General features: G+C 36.5%; 17 protein-coding genes. 11 read left to right on the top strand and 6 right to left on the bottom strand.

Features of this window, described 5'->3' with window-relative positions; genetic code table 11:
• Positions 1–79: 79 nt before the first annotated feature.
• The 9 genes from kynU to BUE24_RS21200 all read left to right on the top strand — a co-directional run bounded on the left by kynU (position 80) and on the right by BUE24_RS21200 (position 8,759).
• Positions 80–1,348 carry a kynureninase gene (gene kynU / locus BUE24_RS21240; protein ID WP_073320942.1) on the top strand — a complete coding sequence of 423 codons (1,269 nt, stop codon included), beginning with the start codon at positions 80–82 and terminating at the stop codon, positions 1,346–1,348.
• On the top strand, positions 1,348–2,745 hold the full coding sequence (locus tag BUE24_RS21235; protein ID WP_073320940.1) for an FAD-dependent oxidoreductase: 1,398 nt from the start codon (positions 1,348–1,350) through the stop codon (positions 2,743–2,745). The genes kynU and BUE24_RS21235 overlap by 1 nt, the downstream gene beginning before the upstream one ends.
• 23 nt (positions 2,746–2,768) lie before the next feature.
• Entirely contained in the window at positions 2,769–3,185 is a 417-nt protein-coding gene (locus BUE24_RS21230) for a RidA family protein (protein WP_073320937.1), read from the top strand.
• 26 nt (positions 3,186–3,211) lie between these two features.
• Positions 3,212–3,979 (top strand): IclR family transcriptional regulator, encoded by a 768-nt coding sequence (locus BUE24_RS21225; protein WP_073320935.1) that lies wholly within the window; start codon positions 3,212–3,214, stop codon positions 3,977–3,979.
• A gap of 12 nt (positions 3,980–3,991) precedes the next feature.
• Complete coding sequence (locus tag BUE24_RS21220; protein ID WP_073320932.1) at positions 3,992–5,434, top strand: aldehyde dehydrogenase; 1,443 nt, start codon at positions 3,992–3,994, stop codon at positions 5,432–5,434.
• Between the two features lie 23 nt (positions 5,435–5,457).
• Positions 5,458–6,237: an SDR family oxidoreductase gene (locus tag BUE24_RS21215; protein ID WP_073321152.1), complete on the top strand. Its 780-nt coding sequence runs from the start codon at positions 5,458–5,460 to the stop codon at positions 6,235–6,237.
• Positions 6,238–6,317: 80 nt separating this feature from the next.
• Entirely contained in the window at positions 6,318–6,845 is a 528-nt protein-coding gene (locus BUE24_RS21210) for a 3-hydroxyanthranilate 3,4-dioxygenase (protein ID WP_073320929.1), read from the top strand.
• A 61-nt stretch (positions 6,846–6,906) separates the two neighbouring features.
• Positions 6,907–8,007 carry an amidohydrolase family protein gene (locus tag BUE24_RS21205; protein WP_073320926.1) on the top strand — a complete coding sequence of 367 codons (1,101 nt, stop codon included), beginning with the start codon at positions 6,907–6,909 and terminating at the stop codon, positions 8,005–8,007.
• 110 nt (positions 8,008–8,117) lie between these two features.
• Complete coding sequence (locus tag BUE24_RS21200) at positions 8,118–8,759, top strand: O-methyltransferase (protein WP_073320924.1); 642 nt, start codon at positions 8,118–8,120, stop codon at positions 8,757–8,759.
• A 102-nt stretch (positions 8,760–8,861) separates the two neighbouring features.
• Here the strand turns inward: BUE24_RS21200 and BUE24_RS21195 are convergent, their stop codons facing one another.
• From BUE24_RS21195 to BUE24_RS21170, 6 genes are all read right to left on the bottom strand, one after another.
• Positions 8,862–10,358, bottom strand: coding sequence for a S8 family peptidase (locus BUE24_RS21195; RefSeq protein ID WP_073320921.1), 1,497 nt, complete (start codon positions 10,356–10,358; stop codon positions 8,862–8,864).
• Between the two features lie 345 nt (positions 10,359–10,703).
• Positions 10,704–10,997 carry a Sec-independent protein translocase subunit TatA/TatB gene (locus tag BUE24_RS21190; protein WP_073321149.1) on the bottom strand — a complete coding sequence of 98 codons (294 nt, stop codon included), beginning with the start codon at positions 10,995–10,997 and terminating at the stop codon, positions 10,704–10,706.
• Between the two features lie 87 nt (positions 10,998–11,084).
• Positions 11,085–13,391 (bottom strand): M1 family metallopeptidase, encoded by a 2,307-nt coding sequence (locus BUE24_RS21185; protein WP_073320918.1) that lies wholly within the window; start codon positions 13,389–13,391, stop codon positions 11,085–11,087.
• A 63-nt stretch (positions 13,392–13,454) separates the two neighbouring features.
• A complete protein-coding gene (locus BUE24_RS21180; RefSeq protein ID WP_073320914.1) occupies positions 13,455–13,961 on the bottom strand; it encodes a DUF6702 family protein in 507 nt (168 codons plus the stop codon).
• 41 nt (positions 13,962–14,002) lie between these two features.
• The gene (locus BUE24_RS21175; protein ID WP_139242077.1) at positions 14,003–14,758 is read right to left on the bottom strand and encodes a peptidase associated/transthyretin-like domain-containing protein; all 756 of its coding nucleotides are present in this window, start codon (positions 14,756–14,758) and stop codon (positions 14,003–14,005) included.
• 80 nt (positions 14,759–14,838) lie between these two features.
• Positions 14,839–15,630, bottom strand: coding sequence for a carboxypeptidase-like regulatory domain-containing protein (locus BUE24_RS21170; RefSeq protein ID WP_073320908.1), 792 nt, complete (start codon positions 15,628–15,630; stop codon positions 14,839–14,841).
• 100 nt (positions 15,631–15,730) lie between these two features.
• Between BUE24_RS21170 and pepE the strand changes: the two genes are divergently transcribed.
• Positions 15,731–16,438, top strand: coding sequence for a dipeptidase PepE (pepE, locus tag BUE24_RS21165; RefSeq protein WP_073320905.1), 708 nt, complete (start codon positions 15,731–15,733; stop codon positions 16,436–16,438).
• A gap of 9 nt (positions 16,439–16,447) precedes the next feature.
• Positions 16,448–17,362, top strand: coding sequence for a glutaminase (locus BUE24_RS21160; RefSeq protein ID WP_073320902.1), 915 nt, complete (start codon positions 16,448–16,450; stop codon positions 17,360–17,362).
• Positions 17,363–17,365 lie beyond the last annotated feature (3 nt).

Below are 17,365 nucleotides of genomic sequence, written 5' to 3'. Positions count from 1 at the left end.
AAATTAAACCAAATATTTTTCTGAGCTCAATGATTTTTGTAAATTAGTGAAACACTGTTTCAATAATTAAAACACGTTTATGTCTACCTTACAAAAATCCAGTCTGGATTTCGCAAAAGAACAAGATCAAAAGGATAAGCTAGCGGCGTATAGAGATAAGTTCCATATTCCCAAAGACAGTAATGGAAAGGATTGGATCTATATGTGTGGTAACTCTTTGGGATTACAACCCAAAACCACACAACAGTACATTCAACAAGAATTAAAAGATTGGGCTCATTTTGGTGTCGAAGGTCACTTTGAAGCCAAGAATCCCTGGATGCCTTATCACGAATTTTTGACCGATAGTATGGCAAAAATAATGGGCGCAAAACCAATAGAAGTGGTGATCATGAATACCTTGACTACCAATTTGCACTTATTAATGGTTTCTTTTTATCAGCCCACTGCAAAAAAGTACAAAATTGTTATAGAAAGTGATGCCTTCCCTTCTGATCGTTATGCCGTAGAATCTCAGTTGCATTTCCATGGATTTGACCCAAAAGATGGATTGATTGAATGGAAGCCTAGAGAAGGAGAGGAACTTTTACGGATGGAAGATCTGGAGACAATTTTGGATGAGCAAGGAGATGAAATTGCTTTGCTATTAATTGGCGGACTTAATTATTATACGGGGCAATACTTGGATCTCAAACAAATTGCAGGCCTTGGACATGCCAAAAATTGTATGGTAGGTATCGATCTTGCACATGGTGCTGGTAATATCATGCCTGATCTTCATGACTCTGGAGTAGATTTTGCAGCTTGGTGTACCTATAAATATTTGAACTCAGGACCAGGTAGTCTTGGTGGTTTATTTGTACATGAAAAACATGCGTATAACAAAGATTTAAAACGTTTTGCAGGTTGGTGGAGTCACAATAAAGATACTCGATTTAATATGCGTCAAGAGTTTGATGTGATGCCCGGCGCAGAAGGGTTTCAACTCAGCAACCCTCCTATCCTATCCATGGCCGCTATTAAAGCTTCTCTAGATATTTTTGAAGAGGTAGGCATGAGTAATCTAAGAGAAAAGTCGAAAGCACTTACAGGGTATTTTGAATATTTAATCAACGAAATAGATACGGATCGAATTCGAATTATTACTCCGAGTAATCCCGAAGAACGAGGATGCCAATTGTCTATCCAAGTGAAACATGCGGATAAGAGTTTACATCAAAAACTTACTGATCACCATATCATTACTGATTGGAGAGAACCGGATGTAATTCGTTGTGCTCCTGTGCCTCTTTACAATACTTTTGAAGATGTGTATCGAATGACCGAAATTTTAAAAACATTGCTATAATGAGCAAAAAGGAACATATTGTTATTATTGGAGCAGGGCTTTGTGGTTCGATGTTAGCACTACGTCTAGCACAACGAGGGTACAAAATATCATTATATGAAGGACGGCCAGATTTGAGGACTACAGATATTTCTGCAGGTCGCTCCATCAATCTCGCACTATCCGACCGCGGATTAAGAGCCTTGGATATGGTAGGTATTGCAGACAAAGTATTGCCATTATGCATCCCGATGCATGGGCGACTAATTCATGATACCAAGGGAAACACTTTTGCTTCCAACTACTCGGGAAGAAAAGGCGAATATATCAACTCTGTATCTCGTGGAGATCTAAATGCTTTACTGCTTACAGAAGCTGAGAAACACGAAAATGTAAACATCCATTTCAATAAAAAATGCATTAATGTTGATATCGAAAAACCCACAGCAGAATTTCAATGCTATCTCACCAAAGAAGAATTTACAGTGGATGCAGATGTGATTTTTGGAGCTGATGGCGCAGGTTCTGCATTACGAAAAAGCTATTATCTAGAGAAGAAATTCTTATTTAGCTATTCACAGAACTTTTTGACTCATGGATACAAAGAATTAGAAATCCCTGCGGACCAGGTAGGTAATCATCAAATCAGCAAAGACCATCTGCATATTTGGCCAAGAGGACAGTACATGCTTATTGCTTTACCCAATCTAGATGGCAGCTTTACAGTTACCCTATTTTTATCTTATGATGAGGGAGAATACAATTTCAATAACCTCACAACCATTGAAAAAGTACGAGAGTTTTTCGAATCCGAATTTCCGGATACTTTACCACTAATTCCGGATCTTAAAAATGAATTTTTTAATAATCCAACGGGATCTTTAGGTACTGTAAAGTGTTCGCCATGGTATTATAAAGGAAAAACCTTGTTGATTGGGGATGCCGCCCATGCTATTGTCCCATTTTATGGTCAGGGTATGAATGCTTCTTTTGAAGATGTCGTTGTTTTTGATGAGATCCTAGATCAATACGAAGGCGATTGGGATACTGTGTTTAAAATGTATCAAAAAACAAGAAAAGAAGATACCGATGCGATTGCAGACCTAGCCATAGACAACTATTATGAGATGAGAGACCATGTTGCTAATCCTATTTTCAAAGAAAAAAGAAAACTTGAAATGGAATTGGAAAAAGCATTTCCAGAGGAATATTCTTCAAAATATTCTATGGTTACTTTCAACGAACATATCAGCTATGCAAAAGCAATGAAAATAGGTAGGGCCCAAGATAAAGCACTGCTCAATTTGATTGCTGATAAGGAAATCGATGCGGATCTGGATATGAAACAAATCCTGCAACAAGTACAAAAAGAAACCGATGAAATTCTTGAAGAAGATAAAATAGCCAGATTGAAGTAATCTAAAAAAAACAATCATTAAACATGAACACCGGAAAACTAGTAAAAGGCAAAGCAACTCCCAGAGGAAAGTTCCCCCATGTAAAACGCGTGGGTGACTTTATATACGTTTCTGGAACAAGCTCCAGACGACCAGACAACACTTTTGAAGGTGTTGAAGTCGACGAATTTGGCACAACAAACCTGGATATCAAGGCGCAAACTAAGGCAGTGTTAGAAAATATCGATGACATTTTAAAAGAAGAAGGAGCTAGTCTAGATGACGTGATCGATATTACTTCTTTTTTAGTAAACATGAATGATTTTGGCGGATACAATGAGGTGTATGCACAGTATTTTGATTACAGTGGCCCTACTCGAACAACGGTAGCGGTTCACCAACTACCTCACCCGCACCTGCTTATTGAGATCAAAGCAGTAGCATACAAGAAACAAGCCTAATCAACAACACTATAAATCCACAAGAAATGAGTGATACGGTAGACAAAAAAATTCTAAACACCTCTGTAGAAAAAGCGTTCAAGATTTTGGATTGTTTTTCTACCGATAAAATAGAATTAGGGGTTACCGAAATTGCTCGTTTAATGGGCACAAACAAAAGTGCGGTATATAGAATGCTAGCCACTATGGAAACCCTTAATGTAATTCAGCAAAATCCAGAAAACGAAAAATATCGATTAGGATTAAAGTTATTTGAGCTTGGCCAAAAAGTAAGTATTCATAAAAATTTTATCTCCAAAGCCAGACCTTTTATGGAAGAGCTGGTCAAACGTGCAGGAGAAACTGCCCATCTTGCGATTTGCAGAAATCAAAAGGTATATTTTTTGGACAAGGTGGTAGGAAGACATGATTTGCAAATCAACTCACAAATAGGTAGCGAAAAACCTTTGCACTGTACAGGTTTGGGGAAAATTATGCTCGCCTTTGGTATACAGGATTATCATAAAACAGTAGCACAATTAGAACTGGAAACGATAACCTCAAACACCATTACGAATAAACAAAAGTTAATCGAAGAAATCGAAAACATCAAAAGAAATGGTTTTGCATTGGATATGGAAGAAAATGAAATCGGATTGGTTTGTGTTGCAGTTCCGGTATTTGGCGTCAATGGAAAGTTCTTAGCAGCCATAAGCACCTCGGGGCCTTCTGCACGATTTAACAAAAATGAAATCAAAACCTATACTGGAGATCTTAAGCACACAGCAGAACAGTTAAAATACATTTTCAGTTAATTCAATTAAGGAATGAAAGAAATACATAACTATATAAATGGCAAATTTATCCCTCCTGCACTAGATAACTGGATAGATAACTACAAACCTTCCACTGGTGAAGTATATGGACGTATTCCTAATTCGACTACCGAAGATATTGAGCTGGCCTACACGGCGGCAAAAAACGCCTATCCCGATTGGTCCAACACCACTTTACAACAACGTAGCGAAATTCTATCCAGAATCGCAACCTTAATCAATGAAAAAACAGATGAGCTAGCACTAGCCGAATCAATAGACAACGGGAAACCTCTTAGCCTCGCCAAAAGTGTGGATATCCCTAGAGGAGCCTCTAATTTTCAATTCTTTGCACATGCTATTACGCAATTTGCAAGCGAAGCGCACGAAAGCAGTGGTCTGGATGCGATCAATTTTACGTTGAGACAACCCATAGGTGTAGTAGGCTGTATCTCTCCCTGGAATTTGCCTTTATATTTATTTACCTGGAAAATCGCGCCTGCTCTAGCTGCAGGAAACACGGTAGTAGCTAAACCTAGTGAAATCACTCCAATGACTGCATTTTTATTTGGAGAAATCTGCACAAGTGCTGGATTACCCAAAGGAGTTTTAAATATTGTACATGGGTTGGGTACTAGTGCAGGTGAAGCTATTATCCAACACCCAGACATCAAAGCTATTTCTTTTACCGGAGGTACCAAAACAGGAGCTCATATTGCAAAAATTGCAGCCCCAACGTTCAAAAAATTATCTCTAGAGCTAGGAGGAAAAAACCCGAACCTCATATTCGCAGATTGTGATTATGACAAAATGTTAAATACCACACTCAGATCCTCTTTTGCCAATCAAGGGCAAATATGTCTCTGCGGTTCGCGAATTTTTATAGAAAGAAGTATTTATGATCAATTCAAATCCGATTTTGTTGAAAAAACCAAAGCATTAAAAATTGGAGATCCATTAGCCCCCGAAACCAACTTAGGAGCGTTAGTTTCTAAACCTCATCTCGAAAAAGTAAAGTCCTACATAGATAAAGCCAAAGAAGAAGGAGGAACTATTTTGTGTGGTGGAGAATATGTTACCGTTGAAGGCCATGAAAATGGATATTACTTGCAACCTACAATTATAGAGGTAAATTCCACGCAATGCAGTGTGATGCAGGAAGAGATCTTTGGCCCGGTAGTAACCATCACACCTTTTGACAATGATGAACAAGCATTATCTATGGCCAATGATGTTCGTTATGGTTTGTCCAGTACCATATGGACGAATAACTTAAATCGAAGTATGTATTTGGCCAAACACATCCACGCAGGTATTGTATGGATCAATACATGGATGATGCGAGACTTACGAACACCCTTTGGGGGTATCAAAAATTCTGGAGTCGGTAGAGAAGGTGGTTTTGAAGCCTTACGTTTCTTTACTGAGCCTAAAAACGTATGTATACAATATTAAAAACACTATAAGAAGTTTCTATGATGAATCTCAATCTTACCCATAAAAACGCATTAGTCTGCGGTAGCACCCAGGGAATAGGAAAAGCCTCTGCCCTACAACTAGCAGAATTGGGAGCGAACATTACCCTGGTAGCACGAAACGAACAAAAGCTACAAGAGGTGCTAAAAGAACTGGATACAACCCAAGGACAATCTCATGATTATTTGGTTGCAGATTTTCAAAACCCCTCTGACTTAGAGGAAAAAACAAAAAACACTACAAAGAATTATCACATACTCATCAATAACACCGGAGGACCAGCTGCCGGGCCTATATATGGCGCGACGGTACAAGAGTTTGAAAGCGCTTTTACACAACATTTAAAATGCAATCACATTTTAGTAAAAGCTTTGGTTCCCGGAATGCAAAAGGAAGGATATGGTAGAATTATCAATATTATATCTACCTCTGTAAAGCAGCCGCTTTCAGGATTAGGCGTATCTAATACAATCCGAGGGGCCGTAGCCAATTGGTCAAAAACACTCGCCAATGAGTTAGGACAATTTGGTATTACGGTTAACAATGTGTTACCAGGAGCTACAGCCACCGAAAGATTATCCCAAATCATTAAGAATAAAGCTTCAAAAACCGGAAAGTCGATTGAAGAAGTTGAAAATGCTATGAAGAATGATATTCCGGCCAAAAGATTTGCGCAACCAGAGGAAACTGCTAATGCTGTAGCCTTTTTGGCTTCAGAAGCAGCATCGTATATTAATGGGATTAATGTCCCTGTTGATGGAGGAAGGACAAAGTCCTTATAGTTAACCATTTGTTATTATAAAATACAAATCAAAATACTTACATTTAATAAAGGAATACTTAACAAAATCGAACGAATATTATGAATAATCTAGTTTCACCATTGAATTTTAAAGCCTGGATCGAAGAGCATAGACATCTGTTAAAACCTCCAGTTGGAAATAAATGCGTTTGGGAAAATGGAGATTTTATAGTAATGGTTGTTGGTGGTCCTAATAATCGTAAAGATTATCACTATAATGAGACTCCCGAATTCTTCTATCAAGTAGAAGGAGATATCATACTAAAAATAATAGAGAATGGTGAACCTAAAGATGTTCATATCAAAGAAGGCGATATTTATTTGCTACCACCCAAAGTACCACATTCACCACAACGTGGTGCCAATACAGTAGGTTTAGTGATTGAATATCCACGCAGTGAAGGCATGATGGATGCATTGGAATGGTATTGTGAAAACTGCAATTCCCCTTTATACAGAGAGGAGTTTGCTTTGGATAATATCGAAACTGATATGCCTATCATTTTTGACAAATACTATAGTAACAAAGAAAAGTGTACTTGTTCGAACTGTGGAGCGGTAATGGAGCCTCCTCAAAAGAAATCGTGATGCACACATGCTAATGAGCAAAAAGCTCATCAAATAACTTACATAACAACATAACAAACAGATGAAACGAAAACTTAGAATTAACGGACATTCGCATTTACTGCCCTATCCCGAGGAAATTCCGAAGTTCATGAAAGAAAAGGAGATTTTTTGGGTTGATGATGAGCGAAAGTATATGTTACAAAAAGGCTGGAAACGGCCGGTAACACATTCCAGCTTTTTCTTGAATGAAAAACTGGAATGGATGGAACAAAACAAGATTGATCATGCAGTAGTCCTTAATCTCTCGCAATTGTATGGAAATGGCTTAAGATTAGAGGAAATGAAGCACGCTTTGCGTTTTCAAAATGATTTTAACGCAAATGTACAGAGAGATCATCCAGACAAATTTTCTTGTGGTTTTGTGGTACATCCTGGATTTATTAATGGAGCACTATGGGAAATTGAACGTTGTGTAGAAGAACTAGGCATGTATGTATTATGCTTACCTACACATTTTATGGATTCTATTGGACAATGGCGATGCATTTTTGATGAAGAAAATGATCCTATTTTTGAGCTTGCCGACAAATACAAGCTTGCTATCGAAGTACATCCTTATGATGGTGATAAAATGATAAAGCTTGAAAATGTAGCCTGGCGTTTTCATTTGGTATGGATGCTAGCCCAATGTGGCGATGCCTATCATTTTTATACTTTAAACGGAATGCAAAATCGATACCCAAACATTAGAACTTGTTTTGCTCACGGAGGGCAATTGGCGCAAATGAATCTAGGACGACGTATTCAAGGTTTTGATGGTAGACCCGATCTTTTTGAAGGGAAACAACACCCAAGAAAAGCAGTAGGACATCCAAATATCTATTTTGACACTTTGGTACACGATACAGATTCGTTAAAACTTACTGTAGAACGACAGGGCAGCCAACAGGTAATTATGGGACTTGATGATCCTTATCCGTTAGGAGAAATGGAAAGCGAGCCGCAATCTTCTTATCCTGGAAAAATATTGGACTTGGCTTTAGAACGTGATATTATTAATGAAAAAGAATACGACGAAATTTGGGAATGCAATGTTCTAAATTGGTTATTTGGAGATAACGAAGAAGCCAAAAGAAACTTAACAAACAAAATTTTGGGAGAGACCATAAAAGTGGATTAACCCTAACTTTTCCAACAATACATTTAAATACACAAAAGGCTTTCTAAGTGATACACAACAAGAAAGCCTTTTATGAATTATCATAATCAAGCTTTACAAAAAACTAATATATGCACTTCATTCCAGAAGAATTAGACAATTACGTGGTCCAGCACACACAGCAGGAACCCGAATTACTACAAAAACTCACCAGAGAAACCTATCAAAAGATTTTACAACCACGTATGCTGAGCGGGGCTTATCAAGGAAGGGTATTAAGCATGCTTTCCAAACTTATATCGCCAAAACATATTCTGGAAATAGGTACTTATACTGGCTATTCTGCAATTTGCTTGGCAGAAGGAATGCAAAAAGACGGGCAACTACACACCATAGATATTAACGAAGAACTGGAGAATTTTCAGCGCAAGTACTTTGATTTATCACCCTATGGAAACCGGATACATCAACATATAGGTGATGCAACGACCATTATACCTAATATTGATTTAGCATTTGATTTGGTTTTTATAGATGCAGATAAACCGAATTATCCGCTCTATTTTGAATTAATCATTAATAAAATAAAACCAGGAGGTGTTATATTATCTGACAATGTATTATGGAGTGGCAAAGTAATAGAAGCTATAGAAGAGGATGACCTTTCTACCAAAGCACTCCTTGAATACAACAAACTATTAGTTGAAGATACTCGTATTGAAACGGTACTGCTTCCAATTCGAGATGGACTTACGATAAGTCGAGTACTATAGAGATAGAGCACATATACAAAAAACATCTCCTCTTATACAAGAGGAGATGCCTTACTCTTCTTTTCTGACCTAACCCAGAAAACAAATCATTACTCGCTCAACTTACTGCACTGCTTTCAGTGCATTAATATTTCCATATCCAAATCGGCTATTGCGACTAGGATAAAACTCTCCTGCTCTTTTTAACTTATCCAGCACTTGTGCTCTGGACATATTGGGGTTACGAGCCCATACCAAGGCTGCTATCCCTGCTGTTGTAGCCGTAGCTACCGAAGACCCCCCAACATAATTTCTAGTTCCACCGTTAAATCCAACTACCGGAACATTTCTACCTGAATCTCCTGCTCTTTGCATTACGATAGTAAAGTCTATCTTATTTCCATCGTGACAATTGCTACAACGGTTATACCCATTATCTTTTATTCCTGTAACAGCAACTGTTTCACTCATGCTAGCTGGAAAAATAACTCCATACCAATTGGTAAACGAAGTTGATGTTCCTCCTGCAGCAATAATCATTTTTCCTTTCCCATATGCATAACGAACAGCATCCTTTACATTACCAATAGACCAAGGATATCCAATGGACATCGAAATGATTCTTACATCGTTACGATTCCCTAATGCTCTTAAAGCATCACGAACACCTTTGCGCTCATGATAATCTTCTAGGACTACATCAGAAGTACCCCTATAAGACACCAAATTACTATTATAAGCTACTCCTACTGGCATACCATCATCGTTTCTTGGAGAAGCAATAGCTGATGCCATAGACGTACCATGACCACAGCGGTCATTTGGTCCATCTACATTGTTTGACCACCACCAAGGAGAATCGATATATGTTCCAAAACGTTGTACGAATCTTCCATTAGAACTACCGTCGTTAAAATTACTACCCAATAAGCTTTGGTTAGCAGAAAGCCCTGTATCTATTAATCCTACGGTAATTCCTGCTCCTGTACTGTAATTCCAAGCTTGCGGTACGTTATGAATATCAAAATTCCACGGTAACCATGCATTAGGAGAAATCACGCGATAATCATTTCCATTGATACTTTCTCCACTTTGTGCACATCCAAAATCCTTTTGTTGCACATCGTTTTGCTCCAAATAAGAAGTGTAGAATGTATCTATATACCGTACTTGATCTGCTTGCTGTAAAGCAATCACAGTTTCCAAACTAGAAATCTCAAAGTCTACAAAATTGAAAGTCTCATCTTCATATTGTAAAATATTTGATTTTGTAGTCTGTTCTGAGCCTTGAACGATATCTATAATATTATTTTTAGCACTGTTCAATCTAGGGGAACGTTGCTGTGTAGTAAAACTTTCTCCCTTTTCTCCATAACCAACACTTAAAATACCACCACTATGCATTACTGCACTATATAACACCATTGCTGGTGCATCTCGCCAAGCCAGATCACCTGTGGTTTTTAGCTCATTAGCTATATATTTGTTGATTTCGTCTACAGAAAGAATCTTTTGAGAATCGGTCGATTCTACCATGGGATCAATAATTGAATTCGGATCTTCTTTGGAACAAGAAAACACCAAAAGAAGTCCAAAACTTAGAAGGATTAGTTTTTTCATTTTTAGAATAAGATTTATGAGTTTGTGTGTTAAAAACTACTAAGTTGTGATTATCGAAAAAATAATCAAAATTTATCATTTAGTTAATTTCACTCCTAATATATTAATTATATTCTAAATATTTGATTGATTTTTTGCGGTTATCGCAACAAAAAACGCAATATTATGCTCGCATAGTACCTCGTTGTTAAGCTAAAATTTCCCCGAAACACCTATAAACACAGGAGCTTTTACTGATTGATATTTAAAAATATCATACCAGCAAAAAAAGTGTATTTTTTTTGAAAAAAAATTAAAATCTACAAGGAAAATTGATCAAAAATGCAAGTCGATTGAAAATCTAAATCATAATTTTCGTTTTACCGGGCCGGTAATCTCTTCGATATCGTCTTTTACCTGATCGATTTCTTTTTTGATATCTGTAGTAATAGAAGAAGTAATCTCGGTATCTATACCGTGCTTTTCTGCACTTTTGGTAATTTCGGTTTTGATATCGTTTGTAGCGTCTTTTACGATTCTCATTCCTTTGCCTAAGCCCCGAGCAATTTCAGGTATTTTATCGGCACCAAACACCATTACCAATATAAAAACGATAAAGGCAATCTCGGCTCCACTTATAAATAAAGGTACTGTCATCATATGGATACAAATATAGGTAATATCCATAAAACAAAAGCCATCACATTACTTGTGACGGCTTTGTTTATGAAAATTTTATGTTCGGGATTATTTTCCTTTCACTTTATTTTTAAATTTATCAAACTTACCAATTTGATTGTTTTGAGGCCAGCTGTTATTTGATGTATCTATATCTGCAGTCTCAAAATTTGGATCTACCACTATTTTGGTAATACTCTTTTCTGAAGCTATAGCACGTTTTACTTTTGTGTCATTTTTTCTCCAGATTTCTGCTGGATAAGTAATCGTTTCAGAAGTACCATCTTCATAAGTATATTCTACAATTAACGGCATTACCAAACCTCCTGGTTTTTCAAAAGTAACCTCATAGAAATACTTAGGCTCTTTTAATTTTTCTCTTTCTCCCAGAGAGAAGTTATCCATTACATACTCTTTTAGGGTCTTCGCATTATCAATAATGTTTCCATTACTCTTAATCGTATTGTATTCGTCACTACCTTCTTCTACCATAAATACTAATGGCCCAAAATCTTCAACTCTCACACCGCGAGCAGCAGCAAAGTCTTTAGCTTGTTGTGTAGCTTCTTTGGATACTACAAACTTCTTCACCTCTCCTACTCCAATATCTGTATAATCGGTAGTGTAGAACCATCCTCTCCAGAACCAGTCTAAATCTACAGCGGAAGCATCTTCCATTGTTCTGAAAAAGTCTTCTGGAGTTGGGTGTTTGAACATCCATCTTTGAGAATATGTTCTGAAAGAGTAATCAAAAAGTTCTCTCCCCATAACAGTCTCTCTCAATATATTCAAACCAGTTGCAGGTTTTGCATACGCATTAGGCCCAAATTGGTGGATATTATTAGATTGTGTCATAATCGGAGATAAGAAATCCTGATTTCCGCTCATATAAGGAATTATTTTTTGTGCAGGACCTCTTCTTGAAGGATATTTTTTGAGTGGTGCAACAGCTTCTGGATACCATTCTGCAAAATCTTGTTCTGCCACATACTGAACAAAGGTATTTAATCCTTCGTCCATCCATGTCCACTGACGCTCGTCACTATTTACAATCATCGGGAAGAAGTTATGTCCAACTTCGTGGATGATCACACTCATCATTCCATATTTAACTCGATCGCTGTAGGTACCATCAGGATTTGGTCTTCCATAATTCCAGCAAATCATAGGATACTCCATACCTTGATTTTTGGCATGCACAGAAATGGCTTTGTGATATGGATAATCAAAAGTCATTCGACTGTACGATTTTAAGGTACTTGCCACAACTTTTGTGGACCAATCTTCCCAAAGTGGATTTCCTTCTTTTGGATACATAGAAACAGCCATTACGTCTTTTCCTCCAACTTTAACAGCCATCATATCCCATATAAATCTTCTAGAACTAGCAAATCCGAAATCACGAACATTCTTAGCGCTAAATCTCCAAGTCTTTTTATCGCTGGCAAATGATTTCTCTTTTGCTTCAGCTTCTTTCTGACTTACTATAACTACTGGTTTATCATAGGATTTCTTAGCCTTTTCGTAACGGCTCATCATGTCCTTACTAAAAACCTCTTTTCTATTCGTTAATTTTCCGGTAGCATCCAAAATATGATCAGAAGGAACGGTGATATTCACATCAAAGTTTCCAAAAGGTAATGCAAACTCTCCTCTTCCCCAGAACTGGTGATTTTGCCATCCTTCTACATCATTGTACACTGCCATACGAGGATAAAACTGAGCGATAACATAGGCCCTGTTTCCATCGGCAAACTCTTCATATCCAGATCTCCCTCTTTTAAGAACATGGTTATTAATGTTATACCACCAATCGATAGAAAATACAAATTTCTCTCCAGACTTAAGATTCTTTGGCATTTCTACACGCATCATTGTAGCATTGATTGTATACTGTAGCGCATTACCACTAGCATCTTTTACTGCAGTAATATTAAATCCTCCATCAAAAGGTGAACCAAGGTATTTTGCGGCAAAAGTTCCAGGTTGCTCAGCTCCTGCAACTCCATCTGGTTGTATTAATGGAGTTTTGGAGTCTTTTGCTCTCATATTTTGATCCAATTGCACCCATAAAAACTCTAAGTTATCAGGAGAGTTGTTGGTATATGTAATCGTTTCTTTACCTGTGATTTTTTTATTCTTATCATCTAGCTCGATATCCATTTTGTAATCTGCTTGCTGCTGATAATAAGCTGGCCCTGGCGCCCCCGAAGCTGTGCGGTACATATTAGGAGTAGCAAACTCCTCATACATTTGTTTGAACTTGTTTTGATTTGTGTGCCCTAATCTTCGCGCACCTCCATCGTTCCCTTGGTTTTGTGCATAGGCCCCTGACACCATCACAGCTCCCAAAAGAAGTAAAAGAATCTTTTTCATTGGAATGAATTTGAGTTAATTGAAATGATTTGCAAAATAGTTGTTTTTTAAAAGCTTAAAGATTTATTCACTAAATTTTAACATCCCTGTATCCCTTCTTTTTTCTAGGATAAGGCTCTTACGGATGTTTTCATTTTTAACATGAATAATATTTTGTTGTTCTTCAAAAAGATCCATTAATACTTGATTGGATATTTCAAAAGTTTCTAAACTATTTATATTTTCTATTTCCAGATATAAGAGGATCAGATCATCTTCATATTCTTTTCCTAAAAAAACGAAAGGTTTTTCTTCTCCATTAATGATAAAAGTGATTTTTTGATCGAAGTATTTCTCCAAATACTCATCGACATTTGGACTTTCTGCATTTGGCTCTAGTTGAATTTTTGCATCATATCGCTGTCGGAGTACTTCTTCGATATCATCGATAAAAACTCTGGTAATAATCTGAAGTGATTGTTGTTCTTTATTATATTCGACTTGTGTAACACTGACATAAAACTTATGAGCAACGAACGAACTCAAAGTAATCACCATAACACATAACACAAGACCTAAGCTCTTTTTCATATTTAGAAAAAATTATAAAGGGTTAAATGTACTTAAAAATATCAATCCAACTCTTTGTGTTTTCGATATAATATTGCTTTACCTTTAAAAAAGTCCATCAAACTCAACTTTTTTGAATTCACCAGTAAATCTTTGAAGTAATCATCCTCAGCACAATAATAAATGAAATCTGTGATCAACTCCTCAGGAATCTCCAGAGCGATCACAAAAAAAGAGGTATCAAATGAAGTCTCTCCTTGATATACCACCTTATCCAAATCTTGAAGAGCTTTGATTCTCTTTAATTTTTTGAGAGTACCATTTAAATAATTGATAGGCCTTTCTAAAATTCCGGATTTTGCCGTATAAATCCTTCGTTCAACTTGTGTTGGCTGAGGTTTATCGCTAAAAGGAAGTCCTAAAATTTTATTATCAACATATGGTAATAATTCTACCTTACCCACATCATCATTAAGATATCCAGATAGCTCAATATTACTTACTTTTACACGATCAAGTAATTGAACTTTGGCAGATAGAACAATTTCTAAGTTTTCATTATCAAGATCCTCTTCACTTACTTTTAGGGTAACTACTTTGTATTGAACCGAAGAAAAGACAACAGAATCCCCAACATTGGCCGGAATGCTAAAAGACCCATTCTCGTCATTAGTAGTTCCCTTTAGGTTGGAGTAATTAACAATGTTGATCGCATACCCTTGAATTGAATCTGCTACTACCCTGCCCTTAAGCATTTGGGCATTCCCAAAACTAACAGACATCATCAACAGAATAAAAAAAGTAACAGTTTTCTTCATCAATTACGAGATAGAATGCTTAGTATCATATCCACTAAGCATTATGTAAAAGACGTTACCTGAATCTGACCGTTACAAAACTATTGTCGCTGACGGTACAATTTACTTTGATATACCAAAAACTGAAGAAGATCGAGTTCTTTGCCGGTTTCGAAATAAGCGTTATCCAGTCCGTTGTCCTCTGCAAAGAAAATGAAGTCATTGATCTGATCCATCTCAAGAGCCAAAAAATTTCTGAAGAAATCGTCATTGTACATATCTCTCATCTTCACATCAATATCTTTAGGTTTCTTTTTATTCTTTGAATTATCTTTATCATTATAAACCAATTTAAAAAGATTAACAAAGTTTAAACCGTTAATCATTCTGTCTTCTAAAAACACTTTATTTTCTAATGCACTCACTTCATCCGGTCTAAAATCATAGTCAGTGTCATTAATTCTTGTCGAAGTTTCTTTAGAAACCTCTCCAATACCGCTCTCACTAAAACCTATTTTTTTGACATCTACCGACACATTTCCTAATAAATCATAAGGAGTAACAACCACTTCTTCTAATTGATTGACAGATTCATTAAGAAACACATTCAACCTCTTACTGTCGACCACTCCTTTGTCTATTAATACCAAAAAGTGTTGATATTGCATAGCCACAATTTCTATTTTGTCATTAATCCCGGCATTGATCTTAAATTCTCCTTTTTGGTTGGTAATCGTTCCTTTATTAGAGCTACGATTATAAATTACTACACCTTCGACATCATCTCCAATAGGTGCACTAATTTTACCTTCAATCATCACTCTTGAAGTAATTTGAGCAATAGATTGAGTAATTGCTAAACATATGAATAAGACAGTTAATTTTACTTTCATTATAAACAGGGTTAATTTTCTTCAAAAAGATACTACATTTTTTTATCTTACCTCGGTATTTCTCTATAAGAAAAAGTTAAACCACCTATAAGAAAAATTAATGACAAATTGTATTATAGCTAGTACCTCTACCTTGCACGGCAGCCAACCATTAGAATATTTGCTAGAAACATTAGAAGAATTGTACCAAGGCCAAGACGAAGTTCTTTTCATTCCATATGCTCGACCTGGAGGCATAACCCATGACGAGTATACTATTGGTATTAATAATATTTTCAAGAAAATAAATAAACGTATTGTTAGCATTCATATGTTTTCTGATGCGCAAGAAGCTTTTAAAAATGCACAAGGTATTTATACAGGTGGAGGAAATACATTTTTGTTGGTAGATCAATTGTATCGTAACGAATGTATTCCGCTAATTAGAGATGCTGTCATGTCCGGTACACCTTATTTAGGAACTAGTGCAGGAAGTAATATTTGTGGTTTAACAATGCAAACCACCAACGATATGCCAATTGTTCACCCTCCTAGTTTAAAAACTTTGGGAATAGTACCTTTTAACATTAATCCACACTATTTGGATCCGGACCCCAACTCTACTCATAAAGGAGAAACACGTGAGACACGTATCAAAGAATTTCACAATCTCAACACGCAACCTGTAGTTGGTTTACGAGAAGGAAGTTGGTTAAAAGTAGAAGGCGATAAAATTACCTTAGGAGGAAATCTAACGGCTCGTATTTTTGAAAAAGACAAAACTCCATACGAGATTGAACCAGGAAGTTCTTTAAGTGAACTCAACTAATTTTTGATAATGAATTATCAGGCTATACTAAATCAAATACAAGAAGAACTGAACTTAAAAAAAAGTACAGGCACTGTTGCTTCTTACATTCCTGAACTTGCAAAAGTGAGTCCTGATAAATTTGGAATGAATTTGTATTGCATCAACTCCGGGCATTATCATTTTGGTAATTCCCAGGAACGATTTTCTATCCAAAGTATCTCAAAGGTTTTTGCATTGACACTTGCAATGTCCTTAATTGACGATAGTTTGTTTGAACGTGTAGATGTTGAGCCCTCTGGGGATCCGTTTAACTCTCTTGTTCAATTGGAGTATGAACAAGGTATTCCCAGAAACCCATTTATCAATGCAGGGGCCTTGGTCATTTCAGATATTCTAATTTCACTTTTGAAGAATCCTAAAAAAGACTTCCTCAATTTTATTCATACCATAACCGACAATACCACTATAGATATCAATAAAGAAGTATTCTATTCTGAAAAAAAGTATAGCCACAGAAATGCAGCTTTGTTGAACCTAATGAAGTCCTTTGGAAATATCAAAAATGATATCGAAACAGTGTTGGACTTTTATATTTTTCAATGTGCAGTTGAAATGTCTTGCAAAGAATTGTCTACCGCTTTTATGATGTATGCCAATCAAGGCAGAAAACTATCCGATAATCAACAAATTTTATCACCTCAAAAAGTAAAGCGAATTAATGCCATCATGCAAACTTGTGGATTTTATGATGAAGCTGGAGAATTTACTTTTAGAGTAGGGTTACCGGGTAAAAGTGGCGTTGGAGGTGGAATAACCGCTGTACACCCTGGGCAATATACTGTTACAGTATGGAGTCCTCCACTTAACCCTAAAGGCAACTCTGAATTGGGAATGTTTGCTTTGGAAAGGTTAACTACGCTTACGGGTTTGTCTATTTTTTAAATA

This window comes from Aquimarina spongiae, from assembly GCF_900141785.1.
Taxonomy (GTDB): domain Bacteria; phylum Bacteroidota; class Bacteroidia; order Flavobacteriales; family Flavobacteriaceae; genus Aquimarina; species Aquimarina spongiae.
The sequence above is the reverse complement of the archived record's forward strand: the minus strand, read 5'-3'. Positions and strand labels throughout refer to the sequence as shown.

Bases quoted from the DNA above. Each gene is read 5' to 3' on its own strand.
- kynU (WP_073320942.1), top strand. From the start codon at position 80: ATGTCTACCTTACAAAAATCCAGTCTGGATTTCGCAAAAGAACAAGAT.
- BUE24_RS21235 (WP_073320940.1), top strand. From the start codon at position 1,348: ATGAGCAAAAAGGAACATATTGTTATTATTGGAGCAGGGCTTTGTGGT.
- BUE24_RS21230 (WP_073320937.1), top strand. From the start codon at position 2,769: ATGAACACCGGAAAACTAGTAAAAGGCAAAGCAACTCCCAGAGGAAAG.
- BUE24_RS21225 (WP_073320935.1), top strand. From the start codon at position 3,212: ATGAGTGATACGGTAGACAAAAAAATTCTAAACACCTCTGTAGAAAAA.
- BUE24_RS21220 (WP_073320932.1), top strand. From the start codon at position 3,992: ATGAAAGAAATACATAACTATATAAATGGCAAATTTATCCCTCCTGCA.
- BUE24_RS21215 (WP_073321152.1), top strand. From the start codon at position 5,458: ATGAATCTCAATCTTACCCATAAAAACGCATTAGTCTGCGGTAGCACC.
- BUE24_RS21210 (WP_073320929.1), top strand. From the start codon at position 6,318: ATGAATAATCTAGTTTCACCATTGAATTTTAAAGCCTGGATCGAAGAG.
- BUE24_RS21205 (WP_073320926.1), top strand. From the start codon at position 6,907: ATGAAACGAAAACTTAGAATTAACGGACATTCGCATTTACTGCCCTAT.
- BUE24_RS21200 (WP_073320924.1), top strand. From the start codon at position 8,118: ATGCACTTCATTCCAGAAGAATTAGACAATTACGTGGTCCAGCACACA.
- BUE24_RS21195 (WP_073320921.1), bottom strand. From the start codon at position 10,358: ATGAAAAAACTAATCCTTCTAAGTTTTGGACTTCTTTTGGTGTTTTCT.
- BUE24_RS21190 (WP_073321149.1), bottom strand. From the start codon at position 10,997: ATGATGACAGTACCTTTATTTATAAGTGGAGCCGAGATTGCCTTTATC.
- BUE24_RS21185 (WP_073320918.1), bottom strand. From the start codon at position 13,391: ATGAAAAAGATTCTTTTACTTCTTTTGGGAGCTGTGATGGTGTCAGGG.
- BUE24_RS21180 (WP_073320914.1), bottom strand. From the start codon at position 13,961: ATGAAAAAGAGCTTAGGTCTTGTGTTATGTGTTATGGTGATTACTTTG.
- BUE24_RS21175 (WP_139242077.1), bottom strand. From the start codon at position 14,758: ATGAAGAAAACTGTTACTTTTTTTATTCTGTTGATGATGTCTGTTAGT.
- BUE24_RS21170 (WP_073320908.1), bottom strand. From the start codon at position 15,630: ATGAAAGTAAAATTAACTGTCTTATTCATATGTTTAGCAATTACTCAA.
- pepE (WP_073320905.1), top strand. From the start codon at position 15,731: ATGACAAATTGTATTATAGCTAGTACCTCTACCTTGCACGGCAGCCAA.
- BUE24_RS21160 (WP_073320902.1), top strand. From the start codon at position 16,448: ATGAATTATCAGGCTATACTAAATCAAATACAAGAAGAACTGAACTTA.